This window comes from Pseudomonas lini (assembly GCF_964063345.1).
Classification (GTDB): Bacteria; Pseudomonadota; Gammaproteobacteria; order Pseudomonadales; family Pseudomonadaceae; genus Aquipseudomonas; species Aquipseudomonas lini_B.
In genome coordinates, this window is record NZ_OZ061318.1 from 5269471 (window position 1) to 5290810 (window position 21340).

General features: G+C 56.1%; 18 protein-coding genes, 5 tRNA genes and 1 pseudogene. 18 read left to right on the forward strand and 6 right to left on the reverse strand.

Annotation, left to right across the window (positions count from 1 at the left end):
• Positions 1–13: 13 nt before the first annotated feature.
• Complete coding sequence (locus AB3226_RS23895) at positions 14–763, forward strand: TerC family protein (protein ID WP_123357534.1); 750 nt, start codon at positions 14–16, stop codon at positions 761–763.
• 81 nt (positions 764–844) lie between these two features.
• On the opposite strand, the gene AB3226_RS23900 is transcribed toward AB3226_RS23895, so the two are convergent.
• Positions 845–1015, reverse strand: a complete 171-nt coding sequence (locus AB3226_RS23900; RefSeq protein WP_367374879.1) for a hypothetical protein — start codon at positions 1013–1015, stop codon at positions 845–847.
• Between the two features lie 170 nt (positions 1016–1185).
• Between AB3226_RS23900 and AB3226_RS23905 the strand changes: the two genes are divergently transcribed.
• The 3 genes from AB3226_RS23905 to AB3226_RS23915 all read left to right on the forward strand — a co-directional run bounded on the left by AB3226_RS23905 (position 1186) and on the right by AB3226_RS23915 (position 2460).
• Entirely contained in the window at positions 1186–1914 is a 729-nt protein-coding gene (locus tag AB3226_RS23905) for a peptidase C39 family protein (RefSeq protein ID WP_367374880.1), read from the forward strand.
• A 93-nt stretch (positions 1915–2007) separates the two neighbouring features.
• The gene (locus AB3226_RS23910; protein WP_367374881.1) at positions 2008–2223 is read left to right on the forward strand and encodes a DUF6021 family protein; all 216 of its coding nucleotides are present in this window, start codon (positions 2008–2010) and stop codon (positions 2221–2223) included.
• Positions 2224–2235: 12 nt separating this feature from the next.
• Complete coding sequence (locus AB3226_RS23915; protein WP_217857233.1) at positions 2236–2460, forward strand: hypothetical protein; 225 nt, start codon at positions 2236–2238, stop codon at positions 2458–2460.
• Positions 2461–2516: 56 nt separating this feature from the next.
• On the opposite strand, the gene pbpG is transcribed toward AB3226_RS23915, so the two are convergent.
• Positions 2517–3455, reverse strand: a complete 939-nt coding sequence (pbpG, locus tag AB3226_RS23920; protein ID WP_123357537.1) for a D-alanyl-D-alanine endopeptidase — start codon at positions 3453–3455, stop codon at positions 2517–2519.
• A gap of 272 nt (positions 3456–3727) precedes the next feature.
• Complete coding sequence (gene folD, locus AB3226_RS23925) at positions 3728–4582, reverse strand: bifunctional methylenetetrahydrofolate dehydrogenase/methenyltetrahydrofolate cyclohydrolase FolD (protein WP_305446212.1); 855 nt, start codon at positions 4580–4582, stop codon at positions 3728–3730.
• 274 nt (positions 4583–4856) lie between these two features.
• Here folD and AB3226_RS23930 point away from each other — a divergent pair.
• The 12 genes from AB3226_RS23930 to AB3226_RS23985 all read left to right on the forward strand — a co-directional run bounded on the left by AB3226_RS23930 (position 4857) and on the right by AB3226_RS23985 (position 15418).
• Positions 4857–4933, forward strand: a tRNA-Arg gene (locus AB3226_RS23930).
• Between the two features lie 32 nt (positions 4934–4965).
• A tRNA-His gene (locus AB3226_RS23935) sits at positions 4966–5041 on the forward strand.
• Positions 5042–5099: 58 nt separating this feature from the next.
• Positions 5100–5184: transfer RNA gene (locus AB3226_RS23940), tRNA-Leu, on the forward strand.
• Between the two features lie 75 nt (positions 5185–5259).
• Positions 5260–5335: transfer RNA gene (locus AB3226_RS23945), tRNA-His, on the forward strand.
• 386 nt (positions 5336–5721) lie between these two features.
• Positions 5722–7032: a trigger factor gene (tig, locus tag AB3226_RS23950; protein ID WP_367374882.1), complete on the forward strand. Its 1311-nt coding sequence runs from the start codon at positions 5722–5724 to the stop codon at positions 7030–7032.
• 93 nt (positions 7033–7125) lie between these two features.
• Complete coding sequence (gene clpP, locus AB3226_RS23955; protein WP_007901795.1) at positions 7126–7761, forward strand: ATP-dependent Clp endopeptidase proteolytic subunit ClpP; 636 nt, start codon at positions 7126–7128, stop codon at positions 7759–7761.
• A 112-nt stretch (positions 7762–7873) separates the two neighbouring features.
• A complete protein-coding gene (clpX, locus tag AB3226_RS23960) occupies positions 7874–9157 on the forward strand; it encodes an ATP-dependent Clp protease ATP-binding subunit ClpX (RefSeq protein ID WP_007946893.1) in 1284 nt (427 codons plus the stop codon).
• 263 nt (positions 9158–9420) lie between these two features.
• A complete protein-coding gene (gene lon / locus AB3226_RS23965) occupies positions 9421–11817 on the forward strand; it encodes an endopeptidase La (protein WP_367374883.1) in 2397 nt (798 codons plus the stop codon).
• Between the two features lie 149 nt (positions 11818–11966).
• On the forward strand, positions 11967–12239 hold the full coding sequence (locus tag AB3226_RS23970; RefSeq protein WP_002552737.1) for an HU family DNA-binding protein: 273 nt from the start codon (positions 11967–11969) through the stop codon (positions 12237–12239).
• A 53-nt stretch (positions 12240–12292) separates the two neighbouring features.
• Positions 12293–12369 (forward strand) — tRNA-Asp (locus tag AB3226_RS23975).
• Between the two features lie 102 nt (positions 12370–12471).
• Positions 12472–14343 (forward strand): SurA N-terminal domain-containing protein, encoded by a 1872-nt coding sequence (locus AB3226_RS23980; protein ID WP_367374884.1) that lies wholly within the window; start codon positions 12472–12474, stop codon positions 14341–14343.
• A gap of 229 nt (positions 14344–14572) precedes the next feature.
• Positions 14573–15418: a DUF2242 domain-containing protein gene (locus AB3226_RS23985; RefSeq protein WP_367374885.1), complete on the forward strand. Its 846-nt coding sequence runs from the start codon at positions 14573–14575 to the stop codon at positions 15416–15418.
• A gap of 405 nt (positions 15419–15823) precedes the next feature.
• Here the strand turns inward: AB3226_RS23985 and AB3226_RS23990 are convergent, their stop codons facing one another.
• A complete protein-coding gene (locus AB3226_RS23990) occupies positions 15824–16864 on the reverse strand; it encodes an AraC family transcriptional regulator (protein WP_367374886.1) in 1041 nt (346 codons plus the stop codon).
• Between the two features lie 3 nt (positions 16865–16867).
• Positions 16868–17998 carry a carbon-nitrogen hydrolase family protein gene (locus tag AB3226_RS23995; protein WP_367374887.1) on the reverse strand — a complete coding sequence of 377 codons (1131 nt, stop codon included), beginning with the start codon at positions 17996–17998 and terminating at the stop codon, positions 16868–16870.
• Positions 17999–18718: 720 nt separating this feature from the next.
• Here AB3226_RS23995 and AB3226_RS24000 point away from each other — a divergent pair.
• Positions 18719–18892: pseudogene (locus AB3226_RS24000) on the forward strand (glycosyltransferase); the annotation flags it as partial.
• 8 nt (positions 18893–18900) lie between these two features.
• Here AB3226_RS24000 and AB3226_RS24005 read toward each other — a convergent pair.
• Positions 18901–20088 carry an Atu1372/SO_1960 family protein gene (locus AB3226_RS24005; protein ID WP_367374888.1) on the reverse strand — a complete coding sequence of 396 codons (1188 nt, stop codon included), beginning with the start codon at positions 20086–20088 and terminating at the stop codon, positions 18901–18903.
• Between the two features lie 204 nt (positions 20089–20292).
• Between AB3226_RS24005 and AB3226_RS24010 the strand changes: the two genes are divergently transcribed.
• Positions 20293–21213 carry a LysR substrate-binding domain-containing protein gene (locus AB3226_RS24010; protein WP_367374889.1) on the forward strand — a complete coding sequence of 307 codons (921 nt, stop codon included), beginning with the start codon at positions 20293–20295 and terminating at the stop codon, positions 21211–21213.
• Positions 21214–21340 lie beyond the last annotated feature (127 nt).

Here is a 21340-nt window from a genome sequence, read left to right on the forward strand (position 1 = left end):
TCAGGACTGACCCATGGAATACCTTTTAGAACTTGCTGCAAGCCCCACTGCCTGGGTCGCCCTGGCCACGCTGGTGGTGATGGAAATCGTGCTCGGTATCGATAACCTGATCTTCATTTCGATCCTCACCAACAAGCTGCCCGAACAGCATCGCCAGAAGGCGCGGCGCATCGGTATCGGCATGGCGTTGATCCTGCGCCTGGCACTGTTGAGCACCATCGCATTCATCGTCCAGCTGACGGAGCCTGTGATCGAAATTCTCGGCCAGGCGTTCTCCTGGAAAGACATGATCCTCATCGCGGGTGGCTTGTTCCTGTTGTGGAAGGCGACCACCGAGATCCATCACAGCATGGACCCGGCGCCGGATGATCCGACGTCGGCCACCTCGACCGTGACCCTGGGCTTTGCCGCCGCGATCGGTCAGATCCTGCTGCTGGACATGGTGTTCTCCATCGACAGCATCATTACCGCTGTCGGCATGACCGAACATTTGCCGATCATGATCATCGCGGTGGTGGTGTCGGTACTGGTGATGTTGCTGGCGGCTGACCCTCTGGCCAAGTTCATCAACGACAACCCGACGGTGGTGATGCTGGCACTGGGCTTCCTGATCATGATCGGCATGACGCTGATCGCCGAAGGTTTTGGCGCCCACGTACCGAAAGGCTACGTCTACGCGGCCATGGCGTTCTCGGCGACGATCGAAGGCTTGAACATGCTGTCGCGTCGGGCCAGGCAGAAGCGCATCGCCGCTGAAGCTTAACCTTCGTTAAACGAAACGGCCGCCTGAACTCGAAAGAATCCAGGCGGCCGTTTTTGTTTGTACGATTGAAAAGCGCGCCAGTCAGTGCGCGGTGGCGGGGTGTGCGGTCGGCTGATCGGTTTTCGCCACAGGTGTCGATTGAACCGGGTGGTGATGGTGCCGGCGGGTAATACGCAAAACGCCCCACAGCATGGCGGCGGCCACGGCCAGCCAGCCGGAAATCAACATTACGATTGTCATTGTCAGGCTCATCAGTGCCTCCTCTTGCCCAGCATCGGGCACACACTCTTCCTTGGTAAATGACAGTTTAGCCGCTGCAATATTTCAGGCTATTGACCAAAGGTCGCCTGGCACCAACCAGTTCGCTCTATCGAATGCAATCAACTGCCGGTTAAGGCTATACCGCTGCCGCGCGGCATCCTATGATCGACGGCCAAGCCGGGAGTGTGAATGCCTGGCGTTTGAACAAGAGAGTGATGATGGTGCGGGTATTTTCTCGAATTCGGTCTTTAGTGCTGATCGTTGGCTGCGTTGCCGGCCTGGCTGGTTGTGCGGGGAGCGTGGCGCCTGAAATCAAGCGTCTGCCGGAGCGGGTCGAACTCAGCGGTACGTTTTACCGTGGGCAAAGTTATCAAAGCGGGCCTCAGGTGCTGGCTAGCCTGCTGTCCCAGCAAGGCATCGTGATAACCCCGGGGTTGCTCGACAAACCTCTGCATTTGCCGGGTGCCGAAGACCGCTTGGAACAGAACATGCAGAACCTCGCCCGAGAGTACGGGATGGTGGTCTATCCCCTCGACAGCCATTTGCCGGCGCTGCTGGCCCAGGTCGCTGCCGGTTACCCGGTGATGGTGCGCTTCACCGAAGGCTCGGCGTTCTGGGCTGAGCCCCGGTATGCCATTCTCGCCGGTTACAACCGTCAGAAGCAGACCGTGCTGCTGCGTGCCGGGATGGATCGTCGGTTGCTGATGGGGTTCGGCTCCTTTGAATCGGCGTTTGAAAATGCCGGTGGCTGGGCTGTATTGATCCAGAAGCCGGACCAGATTCCGGCCAATGTCGATCAGTCGCGCTGGCTGAAAGCGGCGAGCGATCTTGCCCAGTCAGGTCAGGAGCAGGCGGCAGCCAGGGCGAAGAAGGCGTTGATCACGAAGTAAGTTTCCGCTCGTCATCGGCATGGCACTGCCACGCTATGCTGGAGTCTCAGGTAGAGGGCCCGGATTTTTCCGGGACCATGATCAGGAGGCGCCATGGCACATTCCAATACCCCGACCGGCCCGCACTCGTCTGAGCATTCGTCCGATAATGAGTTGGGGTTCGACCCCGATTCTCCAGACGTTGCCGATCCTCAGGTCGATCCCATCGGGCCCGCCAAGGCGCCCAGAGATGTAAAACCGGGTGAGGAGGGCAAGAAGGCACCGGCCAAGCCTTACGATCCACTTGGCGATCTGAAACCCAAGTCCTAGTCAGAGGTGCATATGTCTACCGATTCGAGCTTCGACGACAAACGTCCGGATCCTCCAGATAGTGTTCCAACAACCCCCGAAGAAGATCTGGATCCGGTGATGGATCCGGACAGCCCGCTAAGGGACCCGTTGGCCAGACCGACAGTGGTGCCGACGAAGCATCCGCAGGGCTGGAAGGACCCGAGTGCCGGGGATGGCATTCCGGATGACGATCAGATGCCGTTGCCCAATGATTAATCCAGGACAAAAAAAGCCCCGAAGAATCGGGGCTTTCGTTTACAGGCGTTATGACCTTATTTCGACGCTTCAACCACGCCGCTTTGGCGATGCTTGAGGTTCTTTTCAGATTTGTACTGGAGGGCTACGGACGGCACGTCGGCGCTCTTGCCGGTTTCGACCCAGCTGCGAATACGGCTGGCATCGGCAAAGTGCGTGTATTTGCCGAAGGCATCGAGAATCACTAGTGCCATCGGACGATTACCCATGCTGGTGACCAGCACCAGGCAGTGACCGGCCTCGTTGGTGAAGCCGGTCTTGGTCAGTTTGATGTCCCAGTTCGGCTTGTTGATCAAATGGTCGGTATTGCGAAAACCCAGGCTGTAGTTGGGTTTACGGAACGAAACGGTTTTTTCCTTGGTGGTGCTCAATTCAGTCAATAGCGGGTACTTGTGCGCAGCGATCAGCAATTTGCTCAGGTCGCGGGCAGTGGACACGTTGCGAGGGGAGAGGCCCGTCGGTTCGACAAAGTGGGTGCTGGTCATGCCCAGCGCTTTGGCTTTGGCGTTCATGGCGGCAATGAACGCGACATAACCGCCCGGATAGTGATGGGCCAGCGTCGCGGCAGCACGGTTTTCCGATGACATCAGAGCAATCAGTAGCATCTCCCGGCGCGGCAATTCGCTTTTGAGTTTGACTCGGGAAAACACGCCTTTCATTTCCGGGGTGTCGCTGATGTTGACGGAAAGGAACTCGTCCATATTTTGTCGGGCTTCTACCACCACCAGACCAGTCATCAGTTTGCTGACGGACGCGATTGGCACGACGACGTCAGGGTTGCTGGCATAAATGACTTTGTTGGTTTGCATATCCATCAGCAAGGCACTGCCGGAAGCGATCTTCAGTTGTGAAATGTTTCGGGGCGCCTCGATGGTTTCAGCGGCGTTGACCGTTTGCGTAGTGAAAGTCCCTGTAAACGCAAAAAACAAGCTCAGGATTGAAAGACGGATTTTCACGCTGGTGGACTCATAAAGGGTGGATATGCCGTTCTGTAACGGGCTGTTTCTTAAAAACGACGCATTTTAGGAGTATGTGCCAGGAAAGCCATAGGCGCCTGTAAACAAAGGGCCAAAGATGAATTATTTTTAACGCTGTACCCATTTTGTATCAATCCTGGCTTTCCAGCTTCCCGATCTCTGACCAGTCGGTGGTCGAGCTTTTTCTGCGGGCGAAAAAAACCCCGCGATGGGCGGGGTTCTTTTATGCGACGCTGCGAGCAAGCGTGAACTCAGCCGTGCAGTGTTTCCGCCGCGTACAGCGTGTTCTCCAGCAAGCAAGCGCGGGTCATCGGGCCAACGCCGCCCGGTACCGGAGTGATCCAGCCGGCGCGGGGCAGGGCGGTTTCGTAGATCACGTCACCAACCAGCTTGCCGTCTTCCTGACGATTAATGCCAACGTCGATCACGATCGCGCCTTCCTTGATCCATTCACCTTTGACCAGGCCCGGCTTGCCTGCGGCAACCACCACCAGGTCGGCGCGACCGACATGGCCCGCCAGATCCTTGGTGAAACGGTGGGTAACGGTCACGGTGCAACCGGCCAGCAGCAGTTCCATCGCCATCGGACGGCCAACAATGTTGGAAGCCCCGACAATGACCGCGTCCATCCCGTAGAGGTCGGCGCCGGTGCTTTCCAGCAACGCCATGATGCCTTTAGGTGTGCACGGACGCAGCAGCGGAATGCGCTGGGCCAGACGGCCGACGTTATAAGGGTGGAAACCGTCGACGTCCTTGTCAGGACGAATGCGCTCCAGCAATTTGGAGGCGTCCAGATGTTCAGGTAAAGGCAGTTGAAGCAGAACGCCGTCAATCGCCGGGTCGTCGTTCAGGCGATCGATCAGGTCGGTCAGTGCTTCTTGAGTGGTTTCGGCAGGCAGGTCATAGGCTTGGGAAAGGAAGCCGACCTCTTCACAGTCTTTACGCTTGTGCGAGACATAAACCTGAGAGGCAGGATCGCTGCCGACCAGGATCACCGCGAGACCGGGTGTGCGCAAGCCTTGCTGGCGACGCTCGGCGACTCGTTTGGCGATCTGCTGGCGCAGGCTGGCGGCGATCGATTTGCCGTCGATTAGTTGTGCAGTCATTGCGCGTGATTAACCATCGAGAGGGGGAAAAAAGAGTGCGCATTCTCGCATGTCATGAGGTAAGGGCAAAGGCGCTTGGTCTGCAAATTCCCCTAACCCCTTTAATTAAATGAATTTTTTATAAAAAGGATTTGACGCCCTCTGGGGGGCTCTATACTATTCGTCGCACTTGTCGGGCACAGCCTAGCACTGGTTGAGAAGGTCGAGCGGAATCAAAGTTCTGCAAGGCTGAAAAGCACTTAGTTTGTAGTCCTTCAAGGTTACAGCTAACAAGGCGCCCGTAGCTCAGCTGGATAGAGCATCCGCCTTCTAAGCGGATGGTCGCAGGTTCGAGTCCTGCCGGGTGCGCCATTAGGCAGCTTTGGCACAAGTAGCGCGATATGGTGGGCGTAGCTCAGTTGGTAGAGCACGGGATTGTGACTCCCGTTGTCGTGGGTTCGATCCCCATCGTCCACCCCATATTTCGAAAGGCGCCAGATTTAACGGTCTGGCGCCTTTGCTTTAACAGCTTCAATCCGCGGATGTGGTGGAATTGGTAGACACACTGGATTTAGGTTCCAGCGCCGCGAGGCGTAAGAGTTCGAGTCTCTTCATCCGCACCAAATAAAGCTTCGCTCATGTCGGTGGCATGATTGGGGTTCAACAAAGAAGTTGTTCATTCTTTGTAACGCAATATGGTGGGCGTAGCTCAGTTGGTAGAGCACGGGATTGTGACTCCCGTTGTCGTGGGTTCGATCCCCATCGTCCACCCCATATTTCGAAAGGCGCCAGATTTAACAGTCTGGCGCCTTTTTTGTTTCAGTGGCCGCAGGTTCTGGGTCACAGCGGCGGGGCGTTTCGTCGTATTTATGTTTCTCGATGATGCCGCGCTGCCCGCCGGCCTTGCTCGCAAGATCGGCTGTCAGGGAAATTGTTGGCAGTCTCTTCTATATATAGAAGGGTTGGTGCAGAGCCCCGGCATGACTGGCTGTATTTGCTAACAGGGCGAGGCACAACCGTTTGTCCCCGCCTATAAATTGCCTGCTGCTTTTTTACCCGTTTTCAGTAGGGTGACTTCTTGAGTTTGACCCACTAGAATGCATGCCCTTGATTCTGGGGTCGGAAACGGCCGGCTAACGTCTGTGCAACGAGGAATATCCATGCAAGTTTCTGTTGAAAATACTACTGCTCTTGAGCGCCGCATGAGCGTCACCGTGCCGGCTGAGCGCATTGAGAGCCAAGTCAACAAGCGTCTGCAGCAGACTGCCCAAAAGGCCAAGATTGCTGGCTTCCGTCCAGGCAAAGTGCCAATGAGCGAAATCAAGCGCCGTTTCGGTGCTGACGCTCGCCAGGAAGCTGTAGGCGACGTGATCCAGTCTTCCTTCTATGAGGCTGTGGTTGAGCAGAAGCTGAACCCGGCTGGTTCGCCGTCGATCGAGCCAAAATCCCTGGAAGCTGGCAAGGACCTGGAATACGTCGCAATTTTCGAAGTGTTCCCAGAGTTCACCGTTGCCGGTTTCGAAGGTATCACCGTTGAGCGTCTGAGCGCTGACGTGGCTGATGCCGATCTGGACAAGATGCTGGAAATCCTGCGCAAGCAGAACACCCGTTTCGAAGTTGCCGATCGCGCTGCTCAGAACGAAGACCAGCTGAACATCGATTTCGTCGGCAAAGTCGACGGTGAAGTGTTCGCTGGCGGTTCCGCCAAAGGCACCCAGCTGGTACTGGGTTCCGGCCGCATGATCCCTGGCTTCGAAGACGGTCTGGTTGGCGCTAAAGCCGGCGAAGAGCGCGTTCTGAACCTGACCTTCCCAGAGGACTATCAGAACCTCGACCTGGCAGGCAAAGCCGCTGAGTTCACCGTGACCGTGAACACCGTTTCCGAGCCAAAACTGCCAGAACTGACCGAAGAATTCTTCGCTCAATTCGGCATCAAGGAAACCGGTCTGGAAGGCTTCCGCACCGAAGTTCGCAAGAACATGGAGCGCGAACTGCGTCAGGCGATCAAATCCAAGGTCAAGAATCAGGTTATGGACGGTCTGCTGGCCACCAACCCGATCGAAGTGCCAAAGGCTCTGCTGTCCAACGAAGTCGACCGTCTGCGCGTGCAGGCTGTTCAGCAGTTCGGCGGCAACATCAAGCCTGACCAGCTGCCGGCCGAGCTGTTCGAAGAGCAAGCCAAGCGCCGCGTTGTGCTGGGTCTGATCGTGGCTGAAGTGGTCAAGCAATTCGACCTCAAGCCTGACGAAGCCCGCGTTCGCGAGATGATTCAGGAAATGGCTTCGGCTTACCAGGAGCCTGAGCAGGTTGTGTCTTGGTACTACAAGAACGACCAGCAACTGAACGAGGTCCGTTCGGTTGTGCTGGAAGAACAAGTTGTGGATACTGTTCTGCAGAAAGCTAGCGTGACCGACAAATCGGTCTCTTACGAAGAAGCGGTCAAGCCGGTAGAAGCTCCACAAGCCGACTGATTGTTTTTGCGGTAAGAAGTACACACCATAAGCCAGCCTTCGTGCTGGCTTATGCGTATTCAAGACATAACTATTTGGGAGTGACTGCAGAGCATGTTCCGTAATTCGTATATTCAGCAGAACTCTGATATCCAGGCCGCAGGCGGCCTGGTCCCGATGGTTGTCGAGCAGTCTGCTCGTGGCGAGCGCGCCTATGACATCTACTCGCGCCTTCTCAAGGAGCGAGTGATTTTTCTGGTTGGTCCGGTAGAGGACTACATGGCCAACCTGATCTGTGCGCAACTGCTGTTCCTTGAAGCGGAAAACCCGGACAAGGACATCCATCTCTATATCAACTCGCCGGGCGGTTCGGTGACGGCGGGCATGTCGATCTACGACACCATGCAGTTCATCAAGCCAAACGTGTCGACCACCTGCATCGGTCAAGCGTGCAGCATGGGTGCGTTTCTATTGACGGCCGGTGCCCAAGGCAAGCGTTACTGCCTGCCGAACTCGCGTGTGATGATTCACCAGCCACTGGGCGGTTTCCAGGGCCAGGCCTCGGATATCGAAATCCATGCCAAGGAAATCCTCTTCATTCGTGAGCGTCTCAACACGCTGATGGCCAAGCATAGCGGGCGCACTCTTGAAGAGATCGAGCGCGATACCAACCGCGATAATTTCATGAGTGCAGAAGCAGCGCGTGAATACGGGTTGATCGATGAAGTGATCAATCAGCGCCCCGCTTAAAATAAGCAGCTCAAAATAAGGTTGGTCGGCGGGTCCGATCACCAGCGGGCTTGAAAAAGCCCGCAATAGCCTTCATCTTGTGTTGCAAGCCTATCGGATTTGGATCGAACGAATGACTGACACCCGCAACGGCGAGGACAACGGCAAGCTGCTCTATTGCTCCTTCTGTGGCAAAAGCCAGCATGAAGTACGCAAATTGATTGCCGGCCCCTCGGTCTTTATCTGCGACGAGTGCGTCGACCTGTGCAATGACATCATCCGTGAGGAGGTGCAGGAAGCCCAGGCCGAAAGCAGCGCGCATAAATTGCCTTCGCCTAAAGAAATCAGCGGCATCCTTGATCAGTACGTGATTGGTCAGGAACGTGCGAAAAAGGTTCTGGCCGTAGCGGTGTACAACCACTACAAGCGCCTGAACCAGCGTGACAAAAAGAATGACGACGTCGAACTCGGCAAGAGCAACATCTTGCTGATCGGCCCGACAGGCTCGGGTAAAACCCTGCTTGCCGAAACACTGGCTCGCTTGCTGAACGTTCCGTTCACGATTGCCGACGCAACCACCCTCACCGAGGCGGGTTATGTCGGTGAAGATGTCGAGAACATCATTCAGAAGCTGCTGCAGAAGTGCGATTACGATGTAGAAAAAGCCCAGATGGGCATTGTCTACATCGATGAGATCGACAAAATCTCGCGCAAGTCTGACAACCCGTCGATCACCCGGGACGTTTCCGGTGAAGGCGTGCAGCAGGCCCTGCTCAAGTTGATCGAAGGCACGGTCGCTTCCGTTCCGCCTCAGGGTGGTCGCAAGCATCCGCAGCAGGAATTCCTTCAGGTCGACACCCGTAACATCCTGTTCATCTGCGGTGGTGCGTTCTCCGGTCTGGAAAAGGTTATTCAAAACCGTTCCACCAAGGGCGGCATCGGTTTCAACGCGGAAGTTCGCAGCAAGGAAGAAGGCAAGAAAGTCGGTGAGTCCCTGCGTGAAGTCGAACCTGACGATTTGGTCAAGTTTGGTCTGATCCCGGAATTCGTCGGTCGTCTGCCGGTACTTGCCACGCTGGACGAGCTTGATGAGGCTGCGTTGATGCAGATTCTCACCGAGCCGAAAAATGCTCTGACCAAACAGTATGCCAAGCTGTTCGAGATGGAAGGCGTGGACCTGGAATTCCGGGCCGACGCGCTGAAATCGGTCGCCAAACGTGCTCTGGAACGCAAAACCGGTGCCCGTGGACTGCGCTCGATCCTCGAAGGTGTGTTGCTCGACACTATGTATGAAATCCCCTCGCAGTCCGAGGTGAGTAAAGTAGTGATCGATGAAAGCGTTATAGAAGGTAAGTCCAAGCCACTGTATATCTACGAAAACAGTGAGCCGGCTGCCAAGGCAGCGCCAGACGCCTAAGCGTCACACTGCTGAAATAAAGAAGGGGCCTTCGGGCCCCTTTGCTATTGTGGGAGCTGGCTTGTCGGATCGCCACACCGCTGCGAAGGCGGCATGACATCCGGGCTTTTTGGATGTATCCGGGCCCATGCAGGCGCTGCCGTAAGCGGCGATCTTTAAAGTGGTTCTTTTATCCGCTTGTTTTTTTTGAAAGCAGCCCCCATCTTGGTTTCAAGCTTACATCCATCTGTTTACGGCCTTATGGCCGCCGTAGAGGCGAAATCATGAAGACAACCATCGAATTGCCTCTCCTGCCATTGCGTGATGTCGTGGTTTATCCGCACATGGTTATCCCGCTGTTCGTGGGGCGCGAGAAATCCATCGAAGCCCTCGAGGCAGCGATGACGGGCGACAAGCAGATCCTTCTGCTGGCTCAGCGAAATCCTGCTGATGACGATCCCGGTGAAGAAGCACTTTATCGCGTAGGCACCATCGCTACCGTTCTGCAGCTGCTCAAGCTGCCTGACGGCACGGTCAAGGTTCTTGTCGAAGGCGAGCAGCGGGGCGCCGTGGAGCGCTTCAGCGAAGTCGACGGCCACTGCCGTGCCGAAGTATCGCTGATCGACGAAGTCGACGCGCCTGAGCGCGAGTCGGAGGTGTTTGTCCGCAGCCTGCTAGCTCAGTTCGAACAATATGTGCAGCTGGGCAAGAAAGTCCCCGCTGAAGTCCTGTCGTCGCTTAACAGCATCGACGAGCCAGGTCGCCTGGTCGACACCATGGCCGCGCACATGGCCCTGAAGATCGAGCAGAAGCAGGAAATCCTCGAAATCATCGATTTGTCGGCCCGGGTCGAGCACGTTCTGGCGTTGCTGGATGCCGAGATCGATCTGCTGCAAGTCGAAAAACGCATTCGTGGCCGCGTTAAAAAGCAAATGGAGCGCAGCCAGCGCGAGTACTACCTGAATGAGCAGATGAAGGCCATTCAGAAAGAGCTGGGCGACAGCGACGAAGGCCACAACGAAATCGAAGAGTTGAAAAAGCGTATCGATGCCGCTGGTCTGCCGAAAGACGCGTTGGCCAAGGCTCAGGCCGAACTGAACAAACTCAAGCAAATGTCGCCAATGTCTGCGGAAGCGACGGTGGTGCGTTCGTACATCGACTGGCTGGTTCAGGTGCCGTGGAAGGCCCAGAGCAAGGTGCGTCTGGACCTCGCTCGTGCCGAAGATATTCTCGACGCCGACCACTATGGTCTGGAAGAAGTCAAAGAGCGGATCCTCGAATACCTCGCCGTGCAGAAGCGCGTGAAGAAGATTCGTGGTCCTGTGCTGTGCCTGGTTGGTCCTCCAGGGGTGGGTAAAACCTCTCTGGCGGAGTCGATCGCTCACGCCACCAACCGCAAATTCGTCCGTATGGCCCTCGGTGGTGTGCGCGATGAGGCGGAAATTCGTGGCCATCGCCGGACTTATATCGGTTCGATGCCAGGAAGATTGATTCAAAAGATGACGAAGGTGGGTGTCCGCAACCCGCTGTTCCTGCTCGATGAAATCGACAAAATGGGCAGCGACATGCGTGGCGATCCGGCATCGGCGTTGCTGGAAGTGCTCGATCCCGAGCAGAACCACAACTTCAACGATCACTATCTGGAAGTCGACTACGACCTGTCCGATGTGATGTTCCTTTGCACCTCCAACTCGATGAACATTCCGCCAGCACTGCTGGACCGGATGGAAGTGATTCGTCTGCCGGGTTACACCGAAGACGAGAAGATCAATATCGCCGTCAAATACCTTTCGCCAAAGCAGATTACGGCCAACGGTCTGAAGAAGGGCGAGCTGGAATTCGACGCCGAAGCGATTCGCGACATCATCCGCTACTACACCCGCGAAGCCGGTGTACGTGGGCTGGAGCGCCAGATTGCCAAGGTTTGCCGCAAGGCGGTCAAAGAGCACTCGATGGAAAAACGCTTCTCGGTGAAGGTTACCGCCGACATGCTCGAGCACTTCCTGGGCGTGCGTAAATTCCGTTACGGTCTGGCTGAGTCGCAGGATCAGATCGGCCAGGTAACAGGCCTGGCGTGGACTCAGGTGGGCGGCGAATTGCTGACCATCGAAGCCGCGGTCGTGCCGGGTAAAGGCCAGTTGATCAAGACGGGTTCCCTGGGTGACGTGATGGTCGAATCGATCACCGCAGCCCTGACCGTTGTCCGTAGTCGTGCGAAGAGCCTGGGGATTCCTCTGGACTTCCACGAGAAGCGCGACACGCACATCCATATGCCTGAGGGGGCAACGCCGAAAGATGGCCCTAGCGCCGGTGTAGGCATGTGCACGGCCCTGGTGTCAGCATTGACTGGCATTCCTGTACGCGCGGATGTTGCCATGACCGGCGAAATCACCTTGCGTGGTCAGGTGCTGGCGATCGGTGGTTTGAAGGAAAAACTGCTGGCTGCTCACCGTGGCGGAATCAAGACGGTGATCATTCCTGAAGAGAACGTACGCGATCTGAAGGAAATTCCTGACAATATCAAGCAAGATCTACAGATTAAACCAGTTAAATGGATTGACGAGGTCCTGCAAATTGCGCTGCAATACGCGCCGGAGCCCTTGCCGGATGTGGTTCCGGAGATCGTTGCAAAGGATGAAAAACGCGAGTCTGACTCTAAGGAAAGAATTAGCACGCATTAGTACGCATTTGCCTGGGGGGCTTGTTGACAGTTTTTTAGAGCCCTTGTTATAAAGCGGCTCTTAAGTGTCTGTAGGCCATTCAGCACTCGTTTTTTTGCTTTCACCAAAAAACTTAGAATCAAACTCAAATAGATATAAGGGGACTTAGAGTGAACAAGTCGGAACTGATTGATGCTATCGCTGCATCCGCTGATATCCCGAAAGCTGCTGCTGGCCGTGCGCTGGACGCTGTAATCGAATCCGTCACTGGCGCTCTCAAGGCTGGCGACTCTGTTGTTCTGGTTGGTTTCGGTACCTTCTCCGTGACCGATCGTCCAGCTCGCATCGGTCGTAACCCACAGACCGGTAAGACGCTGGAAATCGCCGCCGCCAAAAAGCCAGGTTTCAAAGCCGGTAAAGCACTGAAAGAAGCTGTCAACTAAGTTCGATTCAGGTTTTTGCCTATCCGGGTCGGGGTCATTCCTGACTTGGCAGCGGAGCGGTAGTTCAGTCGGTTAGAATACCGGCCTGTCACGCCGGGGGTCGCGGGTTCGAGTCCCGTCCGCTCCGCCAGTTACGAGAAGGCGCATCCTCGGATGCGCCTTTCTTCTATCCGGATTCTACCCACGCTCCACGGTTGCCTAATTTTGAAGTTCAACCGTTTCTGGGGGACGCATGCTGCAGAATATCAGGGACAATTCACAAGGCTGGATTGCCAAGACCATTATCGGGATCATCGTTGTACTGATGGCTTTCACCGGTATCGAGGCCATTTTCCAGGCGACGACCAACAGCCAGGATGCGGCCAAGGTCAACGGTGAAGAAATCAGTCAAAACGAGCTGAACCAGGCGGTTGATATGCAACGCCGTCAGCTCATGCAACAACTTGGCAAGGATTTCGATGCTTCCTTGCTCGACGAAAAAATGCTGCGAGAATCGGCCCTCAAAGGCCTGATCGATCGCAAACTGCTGCTGCAAGGCGCAGAAAAATCGAAATTCGCTTTCTCCGAAGCGGCTTTGGATCAGGTCATCCTGCAAACGCCTGAATTCCAGGTGGACGGCAAGTTCAGCGCCGAGCGCTTCGATCAGGTGATCCGTCAACTCGGCTACAGCCGTCTGCAATTCCGCCAGATGCTGGCTCAGGAAATGCTGATCGGTCAGCTGCGCGCTGGCTTGGCCGGTAGCGGCTTTGTCACCGATGCACAGGTTCTGGCCTTCGCCCGTCTGGAAAAACAGACCCGCGATTTCGCCACCTTGAACGTCAAGGCAGATCCTGCGGCGGTGAAACTGACTGACGACGAAGTCAAAGCCTACTACGACGAACACGCCAAGGAATTCATGACGCCGGATCAGGTGGTCATCGACTACCTCGAATTGAAGAAGGCGTCCTTCTTTGATCAGGTCAGCGTCAAGGACGAAGACCTGCAAGCGGCGTATCAGAAAGAAACCGCGAACCTGTCCGAGCAACGCCGGGCTGCGCATATTCTGATCGAAGTGAACGATAAGGTGACCGAGGCGCAAGCCAAGGCCAAAATCGAAGAAGTGCAGGCGCGTCTGGCCAAAGGCGAGACATTCGAGGCCTTGGCCAAGGAATTCTCCCAGGATCCAGGCTCGGCGAACAACGGCGGTGACCTCGGCTATGCAGGTCCAGGCGTCTATGATCCAGCGTTTGAAAAAGCCCTGTATTCGTTGGCCAAGGATCAGGTTTCGGAGCCGGTTCGCACTGACTTCGGTTTCCACCTGATCAAGCTGCTGGGCGTTGAAGCCCCTGAAGTGCCAACGTTCGCCAGCCTGAAAGACAAGCTGACCCGCGAGCTGAAAACCCAGCAGGTCGAGCAGCGTTTCGTCGAGGTGACCAAGCAATTGGAAGACTCTTCGTTCGAGGCCTCCGATCTGGCCCAGCCAGCACAGGACCTGAAGCTGACCGTTCATACCTCCGCGCCATTCGGCCGTGAAGGTGGCGAAGGTGTTGCGGCCAACCGTGCCGTGGTGACCGCTGCGTTCAGTCCTGAAGTGCTGGATGAGGGTGCCAACAGCACCGCCATCGAGCTGGACCCGGAAACCGTGATCGTGCTGCGCGCCAAGGAGCACCGCAAGCCTGAGCAGCTACCGCTGGAAAGCGTGGCTGCCAGCATCCGTGCGCAACTGACCAAGGAGCATGCCAGTGCTGCCGCCAAGACCAAGGCTGATCAACTGATCGTCAGCCTGCGCGATGGCAAGACTGCACTGGACAAGGCGATCGACGGCCAGAACTGGAAAGTGACTCAAGCGGCGACTCGCGCTCAGGAAGGGGTCGACCCAACTGTGCTGCAAGCGCTGTTCCGCATGCCGAAACCGGTTGCCAAAGACAAGTCGACCTTCAGCAGCGTGACCCTGGCCGATGGTAGCCTGGTGATCGTGCGTCTGAACGGCGTGAACGAAGCTGCGGCACCGACCGAAGAAGAGAAGGCTCAATACCGTCGCTTCCTCGCCTCGCGCATTGGCCAGCAAGACTTTGCGGCTTACCGCAAACTGTTGGAAAGCGAGGCTGAGATCAAGCGTTTCTGATGCTTGACTGAGCTTTGCGCGACACAAAGACCCCGGCCGAAAGGCTGGGGTTTTTTATGGGTGAAACAAAAACGGCATGAGCTACCCGTCGCCTGCTTATTTACCGCGCGACTTTTTCCTGTCAGTAACAGTCAGTAGACTTGTAACTGTTTCAAGACACTAAACGGTGCGACGCTAAGCATCGATCTGTTGCACAATACGCCCCGAACCGTTTTCCTCAGGATGTTCAATGTTTAAATCAATTCCCATGCGTGTTGTCGGGCTGGCCTTGGTGCTGGCCGCCGCTGCCGGTTGTTCGTCGAAGAAGGCCGCCATCTACGAGCATGAGAACTTCGACGACTCCGGAACGTTCTCGCGCAATTACCCGGTGACCGATGCGCAAACCTGCGAGGCTGCCCGTCGGGCTTTGCTCAGCCAGGGTTACATCATCACCAGCGCCGATCCGAAGCTGGTCAGTGGACACAAGAGCTTCCAGCAGACTGGCGAGACCCACATGGAGATCAGCTTCAGTGTGGTCTGTGCCGATGACGGCAGCGAGGGGCACCACGCGACCATGTTCGCTAACGCTCTTCAGGACCGTTATGCGCTGAAGAAGACCAACAACTCCGCCAGCCTCGGTGTGGGTGTGTTGGGCTCGGTATCGATGCCGATCGGCTCGTCCGATGACTCGATGGTAAAAGTCGCCAGCGAAACCGTATCCTCGGCCAAGTTCTACGAGCGTTTCTTTGCCTTGGTCGAGTTGTTCCTGCCGCCGGAAGCGAAGAAAGCCGCGCACATTATCGAGAAGCCAAAGACTGATCTGGGTGTGCCTGAAGCCAAGGCTGCGCCGGCTCAATTGGCGCCGACCCCGTCGGCAGAACCTGCTCCTGCTCCTGCTCCTGCTCCAGCGCCGGCAGCTGAACCCGCACCAGCCAGTTCGGAGCCTGTTGTGCCACCTGCTGAAACGGCACCGATTACCCCGGCGCAGGGCAGCGAGCCGACTTCGTCTGCGGAAACGGCGACTCCATCGGCGGACTCAAGCACCATGACCCCTCCGAGCGAGCCAATTTCGGCCATGCCTGTCTCCGGCCAGTAATAGGCTGATGTTACGGATCGGGTCAGACGACTCCGATCCCGTAACACCTTTCAAGATTGATCCACATCAAATCGAGCTGTATTCCTACGGTTCGTATCGAAAAAATCCTGTGATAAATTCCTGACCACCTGCTACGTTTTATTCAGTAGCGACGTGGGGGCGTTCTCAATTAGTTTCCCCGCCGCGCCGGGGGAAGCTAATTGAGAACGCCCCCTTGTCGTGCCAGCGTCATTTTTCTTTCATATGGGCACTTTATGCTCAGGGTGCTGGTCATTTATTCAGACGATTTTTTCAACAGGCGATGGGGGTTTAATAATGGACGATTATCAAGAAGAACTGCTCGAGTATCAGGCGTTTGAACTGGACCCGCTGGAACCGGCCGAAGACGCTACAGAGTTGTAAGTCTTACGCGGATTGGCGATGACTGCGGCGAAACTCGCCGGGGGGCTGGCCGTTCCAGCGTTTGAAGGCCCGTTGGAAGGCTTCGGCTGAGGCAAAACCCAGCAGGTAGGCGATTTCCCCGAACGCCAGTTCGGTGTCGCGGATGTAGGTCATGGCGAGGTCGCGGCGTGTATCGTTGAGAATTGCACGAAATTGCGTGCCTTCCTCGGCGAGTTTGCGACGTAAGGTCCAGGTTGGCAGCTTCAGGCGTGCCGCCACTTCTTCCAGGTCGGGTTCCCGACCACCATTGAGCAACGGCCCCAGTAGCTGAGTGATGCGTTCACGAAGGCTGCGGGTGCGTGTCAGTTGCTCCAGTTCCCGTTCACACAGTTGCAGCAGGTGCCGCCAAGTGCTCGGGCAGTGCTGCGGGTTGCGCTGGGCGAGGCTGTCCAGGCTCAGGCGCAGTTGGTTCTGTTCGGCGCCAAACTGAATCGGACAATCCTCCAGCACGGCGTACGCCTCGCGGTAATCAGGCGCTGCAAATTCGATCTCGATCCGTTCGGCGCGTAGCGGGGCAGGGCTTACGCTGGACAACTGCTGCAACCAACCAGCGATGATCGAATCCACCACGAAGCGGTTGTAGGCGTTATAGGGGCTGATGGAATAGAACCGCAGCCAGGCGCCTTGGGCGTCTTCATGAAAGCTCGACTGGCCGCGATAGTTGGAGCCGTACAGCGCTTCGAAGCGAATCAGGCAGCGCGCTGCTTCCCGCACGGTGGGGGCTTGGGCGGCGGTGACTCCGGCCAGGCCAGCCTGGCTCAGGCGACTGAACTGGCCCATGCGCAAACCCAATGCCGGGTCGTCGGTCAGTTGAATGGCGCCGTGACCCAGGCGCATGTAGCGCGGGATCGAGAGACGGGCGCCGGCTTCGGCCAGCCGTGCGGCATCAAGGCCGTATTGTTCAAGCAGTGGTTGTGGGTCCAGGCCATGGCTGCGGACGGCGTCGGCCAGACTATGGACGAAACTCACCGACAAATCTCCGAGGCGCATCGGCTGCGGTTTCATCGCTTACAGCCAGAGGTTCAGTAAACGTGCGCCCCGGGCATCGCCGTCGGCGAATTGTTGCCCGTTGCTGCTGAGGAAGCTTTGACCGGCGCTGCCCTTGTCCCAGAACTGACCGCGCAGGAACACGCTCATGCCGGCGATGGCCTGGCTGCCGGACGGTTGGGCGATCAGCGTCAGCCGATGCCAAGCCTGACCTTCACTGAGTTCGCCAGCCTTGAGACTCACAGAGTTCGGCGTGGACTGGCCTTTGTAGCCGCGCCACGGTTTATCCCAGGACCCGCGCCCGACGACGAACGCCGGGACCGCCACCAGTTGCGCGCCTTGATCGTCGAGTTTGCGATAGTTGTCCGGATACCAACTGTCGCTGCCGATCAGCACGCCCAGACGTCCAGCCGGGGTATCGACGACGTTGATTGTGTGTTCGGAATTGGCTTGGACAGTGTCGTGCCCAGCGAAAGTCGGGTGCATTTGCCGCTGTGGCTGGCCGATCGGCAAACCATCGCGACCGAACACTACGCTGCTGTTGTACAGGGCACCGCGGCCAATCTTCAGGGTGCCATCGCTGACACTCGGCTCGGGCAACACGATGGAACCCGCCACCAGAGTGATGCGGAATTCTTTCGCCAAGCCGCCGAACAGCGCTTGGTAACTCTTGGCCATTTTCTTGGCTTTCATCCGCAAGTGCGCGTCGTCGAGCCGGCTACCGCCTTCGGCGCTGATCAGGGCGCGGATGAACTGCAACGGGTTGCTCACCGCCAGCCAGTTCATGGCTTCCTTGAGCGTAGTGGCTTGGTACAACTCGTCTTTCTCGCCGCTGATCATCAGCCAGGTGCCGACATGTTCGGGCAGTACGACGATGGTCTTTTCATTCAGCAGGCCCTGATCCTGAGCCTTCTGCAAGTAAGCCGCGAGCTTGCGGTGCAGGCGTTCGGGGCTTTGGTAGTCGGTGGGGAACAGCTCGGGCTGGATACCCAGCAGATTGCCACGATCGGCGGGAGTGCCCTGATCGACCGCGAGACTGATGCGCAGGTCCGACAGGTAATGACCCACCGGACGGTCCGCGGCCCACATTGCGTAGGTCGTGAGAGCGGCGATCAACGCCATGGAGAAGGTCAGGTACAAAAGTTTGCGCATGGGGAAACAGTCAACGGCCGTGTGCAGAGCGTGGTTTGCATTCAAAGATGGGGCGAGCCTATGGGAAAACAAAGGGTTAGCGGTAGGTTTCGCTCAATATTTAAATGATTTTTTCAGTAAAAACCAAATAAACCAAGCCGATTGTCATTCTACGTAAGATCCTCTACCTAAGTGTTAAGGATTTTGGTTGCTGATCGAGCAGACGACTGAAGGTCGAGCGTCATCCAGGCTCGGATATTCTCCGAGTGTCAGCTGTGAAGGGGGAGGTCAGGGGCGGGCGACGTGAGGAGGTGTCTGTATGTCAAATGTCGAATTTTTGCTTCGCTGTAAAAATTGCATGCCGTTCGGAAAAAATAAAGTGATCATCTCTTCTGCTCCTATTCAGCCAAAAATGACATGCCCACTGATGAAGTTCTTATGTATTTTTTTTTTTGTTCGCTAAATCTTGCCTTGCTCTATTAGTTTCGAAATGATGTCAACAGTACCTCCGTTTTGCGAGCGCAAAAAAAGCGTTGTGTGTTTTTCCAAATGTTCGAAGATTTTTAATGAGTGCGGCGTGAAAAAGTAGGGTGCTCCGATATTTAAGAAGTTAATAAAATTCGTAGCAATAGACTTTCATGAATTATTTTTTTGGCTGCATTCTGCCTTGGTGGTAGGTTGTGGCGCCATGCGTTCGCCCTCATCAATACGGACGTTGATTGATCGTGTCGGTGTTCAATGATCGTGTTTATCAACGATGGCAGTACCGACAGCACGGGCGAATATGCCTAGGCCATTGATTTGGTAGACAGCGGTGTGCTGTTGATCAATTTCTCCCGCAACTTCGAGAAGGAAGACGCGCTATTTGCCGGACTTGAAAACGCCAATGGCGAGGCTGTGGTGCCCATGGAAGTTTCCGCTAATCACCCTAGGTTATCTTCAAACACGTCAGGATATAATTCGAACACCGCCTGAATCTCAACAGCAGAATCCAGCGGCAAAGAGATCGCCCCTACGGTTCCACGGGTATGACGACCCACTTCATCGCCAAATACGTCGATTGCCAGCGCGGAGGCTTCGTTCATTAGGTCCGCATGTCGGGTAAAGCGCGCGTCTGTCTTGAAGAAGCCGGTTAGTTGCACCACCTGTTTAATCCGACTGAGGTCACCCTCCGCGGCTTGCTGCAACGCCGCTAGCACATTGGTCATAGCTAGTCGAGTCGCCTCGCGGGCCTGCGCTTCGGACACCTTCGCGCCGACAGTGCCAGGGTGCAGGATCTTGCCATCACGCGACGCCACCTGATTGATAAACACCAGATTGCCAACGCGCTTGAATGGCACATAACTGCCGGCCGGTGCCGGCAGTCGAAGGTCCAGCCCAAGGTTTGCAATGCGCTGATCCACTGCACTGACTTTGGCCGCCGGGTTAGAGGACGAGTGGCTTGTTTGCTGGGCGACGGGCGATCTTGTTCTGAACAGCTGCGTTGCTCGAGCGGTACGTGCCAAGGCCTGCCCCTGAAGTTGAGCCACATGCAACTCTCCCGGCGAGGGACGAGAAGCGCCTGGTATTCCGGTCAGAGCTACGGTTCCGAATGGATTAACACCTTGAGGGATACGCTTGTCGATCTCCGCGTTGCCCATGATGCCCGTCGTCACGATCATCATGCCATGGGAGGCTAGAGCGCTCCAAAGCGACTGTACCGCTGCCTCCCGTCCCGCTCCACTGCCAGCGGACATAAAGACCGTTGCTGGTAAACCCTCCAGAGCCCGCTGGGACCAAAGATCAAGTGTGGAGTCGATAAAACTGCGCATTTGCGGAGTACTACCTGCAAAGTGTACCGGCGAACCCAACGCAATACCGTCGTACTCGCTCAGCTCCTCTACCTTTACGACCGGTACTAAGGATGCGACCTCGCTCAATCCGGGTACTTGACGCAGCACAGCCTGGACCCGGGGAACACTTTCAATGCCTTTCGCGATCGCTTGCGCCATCTTCCATGTGCCGCCTGCATCAGAGTGAAACACCACCAGAACTCTGGTTACAGCTTCATCCTCTCGCGACTCAACTTTGGCTTGCGCTAGGGTGAGCGGGCTGGACAACAGTAGAAGCATACACAACGCGCACGGGAGTTTGAATATGGACGACGGTCTCATTGAGGGTGCCTCGAACGAATTAACATTTATATCCAGACCATGGACTAATTAGAAACCTAATCCCTTGTAACAAAACGCTAACAAGGCATTGGCAATCAGACTGTTAGAGTAATTCGGTTATTCAAATCGATAAATCGACCTCCATGGAATGACTATCTTACTGTGAAGACAATTCTGCTCCGATCCAACCAGGCACTGATCTTTGCTACGGTCGCAAGTTGTGGCAGCTTCACGCAGGCTGCTGATGCCTTGGGATGCTCGAAGGCGCACGCCAGCGCGCAAGTCATTGCATTGGAGAAGGCCCTCGGTGTCCAGCTCATGCTCCGCACTACTCGACGTCTGACCCTCACCGACGCCGGTAATCGCTATTTGGAGTATGCGCAGCAGTTACGCGAAATGCTGACCAATGCGGAGCGAATCGTAGGCGCCACTCGCCTTGAGGTCGGCGGGCGTTTACGCGTGACTGCGCCCAACTCATTCGCCGATCGAGTGATACCCGCACTGATCCAGGCCTTTCAAAAGGTACATCCGGCTATTGAGTTCGATGTAGATTTCACCCTGCAACCTCGTGACCTTGTGGCTGATGGTTTCGACGTTGGTTTCCGTTCTGTTAATCAGCAAGATGCTTATTTGGTGTCTCGCCCCGCAGGGGTGTTGCAACAAGTCGTTGTCGCCAGTGCAGACTTCATTGGCCACTATGGCTGGCTCGAACAGCCTTACGAACTCGCAAGCGTGCCTTGCGTAGTGAATAATCATTTGGCCGACTCCAACCAGTGGTTATTCACCAAGGGTGCACAGTCGTGCGAGGTCGACATCACCGCAGGCGCTCGCTTCGGTGGTTACACGGCAGTGCGCGGCGCCGCATTGTTGGGCATCGGAGCGGCACGCCTGCCTTTATATTTGGTAGATCAAGATCTTAAAACCAGAGCGTTACTACCGCTCTGTTCAGGCTGGGTCATGCCCGGCTTTGCACTGGACATCGTCTACCCCGGCCACCGTCATGTCCCTCTGAGCACCCGAACCTTCGTTACCTTTTCGCTGGAATGGCTCTCGCTGCAGAACCAAATCAAATGGTTCGCGTGATAGTGCGGGTCATCCGTTGTCAGCTTCTCCGGTTACCGTTGAAGGAGTAACGAGTTTCACTACCTCTATCGAGGTGAGCCAATAACTGGCTTAACTTCCCATCGCATACGTAAGAATTTTTCGAATG

What these genes read in the sequence shown, in the direction of transcription:
- AB3226_RS23995 (WP_367374887.1), bottom strand. Translation starts at nt 17,998, where the DNA reads ATGCGCAAACTTTTGTACCTGACCTTCTCCATGGCGTTGATCGCCGCT.
- AB3226_RS24005 (WP_367374888.1), bottom strand. Translation starts at nt 20,088, where the DNA reads ATGCTTCTACTGTTGTCCAGCCCGCTCACCCTAGCGCAAGCCAAAGTT.
- lon (WP_367374883.1), top strand. Translation starts at nt 9,421, where the DNA reads ATGAAGACAACCATCGAATTGCCTCTCCTGCCATTGCGTGATGTCGTG.
- AB3226_RS23900 (WP_367374879.1), bottom strand. Translation starts at nt 1,015, where the DNA reads ATGAGCCTGACAATGACAATCGTAATGTTGATTTCCGGCTGGCTGGCC.
- AB3226_RS23915 (WP_217857233.1), top strand. Translation starts at nt 2,236, where the DNA reads ATGTCTACCGATTCGAGCTTCGACGACAAACGTCCGGATCCTCCAGAT.
- AB3226_RS23905 (WP_367374880.1), top strand. Translation starts at nt 1,186, where the DNA reads ATGATCGACGGCCAAGCCGGGAGTGTGAATGCCTGGCGTTTGAACAAG.
- AB3226_RS23980 (WP_367374884.1), top strand. Translation starts at nt 12,472, where the DNA reads ATGCTGCAGAATATCAGGGACAATTCACAAGGCTGGATTGCCAAGACC.
- AB3226_RS23895 (WP_123357534.1), top strand. Translation starts at nt 14, where the DNA reads ATGGAATACCTTTTAGAACTTGCTGCAAGCCCCACTGCCTGGGTCGCC.
- clpX (WP_007946893.1), top strand. Translation starts at nt 7,874, where the DNA reads ATGACTGACACCCGCAACGGCGAGGACAACGGCAAGCTGCTCTATTGC.
- folD (WP_305446212.1), bottom strand. Translation starts at nt 4,582, where the DNA reads ATGACTGCACAACTAATCGACGGCAAATCGATCGCCGCCAGCCTGCGC.
- clpP (WP_007901795.1), top strand. Translation starts at nt 7,126, where the DNA reads ATGTTCCGTAATTCGTATATTCAGCAGAACTCTGATATCCAGGCCGCA.
- AB3226_RS23985 (WP_367374885.1), top strand. Translation starts at nt 14,573, where the DNA reads ATGTTTAAATCAATTCCCATGCGTGTTGTCGGGCTGGCCTTGGTGCTG.
- AB3226_RS23990 (WP_367374886.1), bottom strand. Translation starts at nt 16,864, where the DNA reads ATGAAACCGCAGCCGATGCGCCTCGGAGATTTGTCGGTGAGTTTCGTC.
- tig (WP_367374882.1), top strand. Translation starts at nt 5,722, where the DNA reads ATGCAAGTTTCTGTTGAAAATACTACTGCTCTTGAGCGCCGCATGAGC.
- AB3226_RS23910 (WP_367374881.1), top strand. Translation starts at nt 2,008, where the DNA reads ATGGCACATTCCAATACCCCGACCGGCCCGCACTCGTCTGAGCATTCG.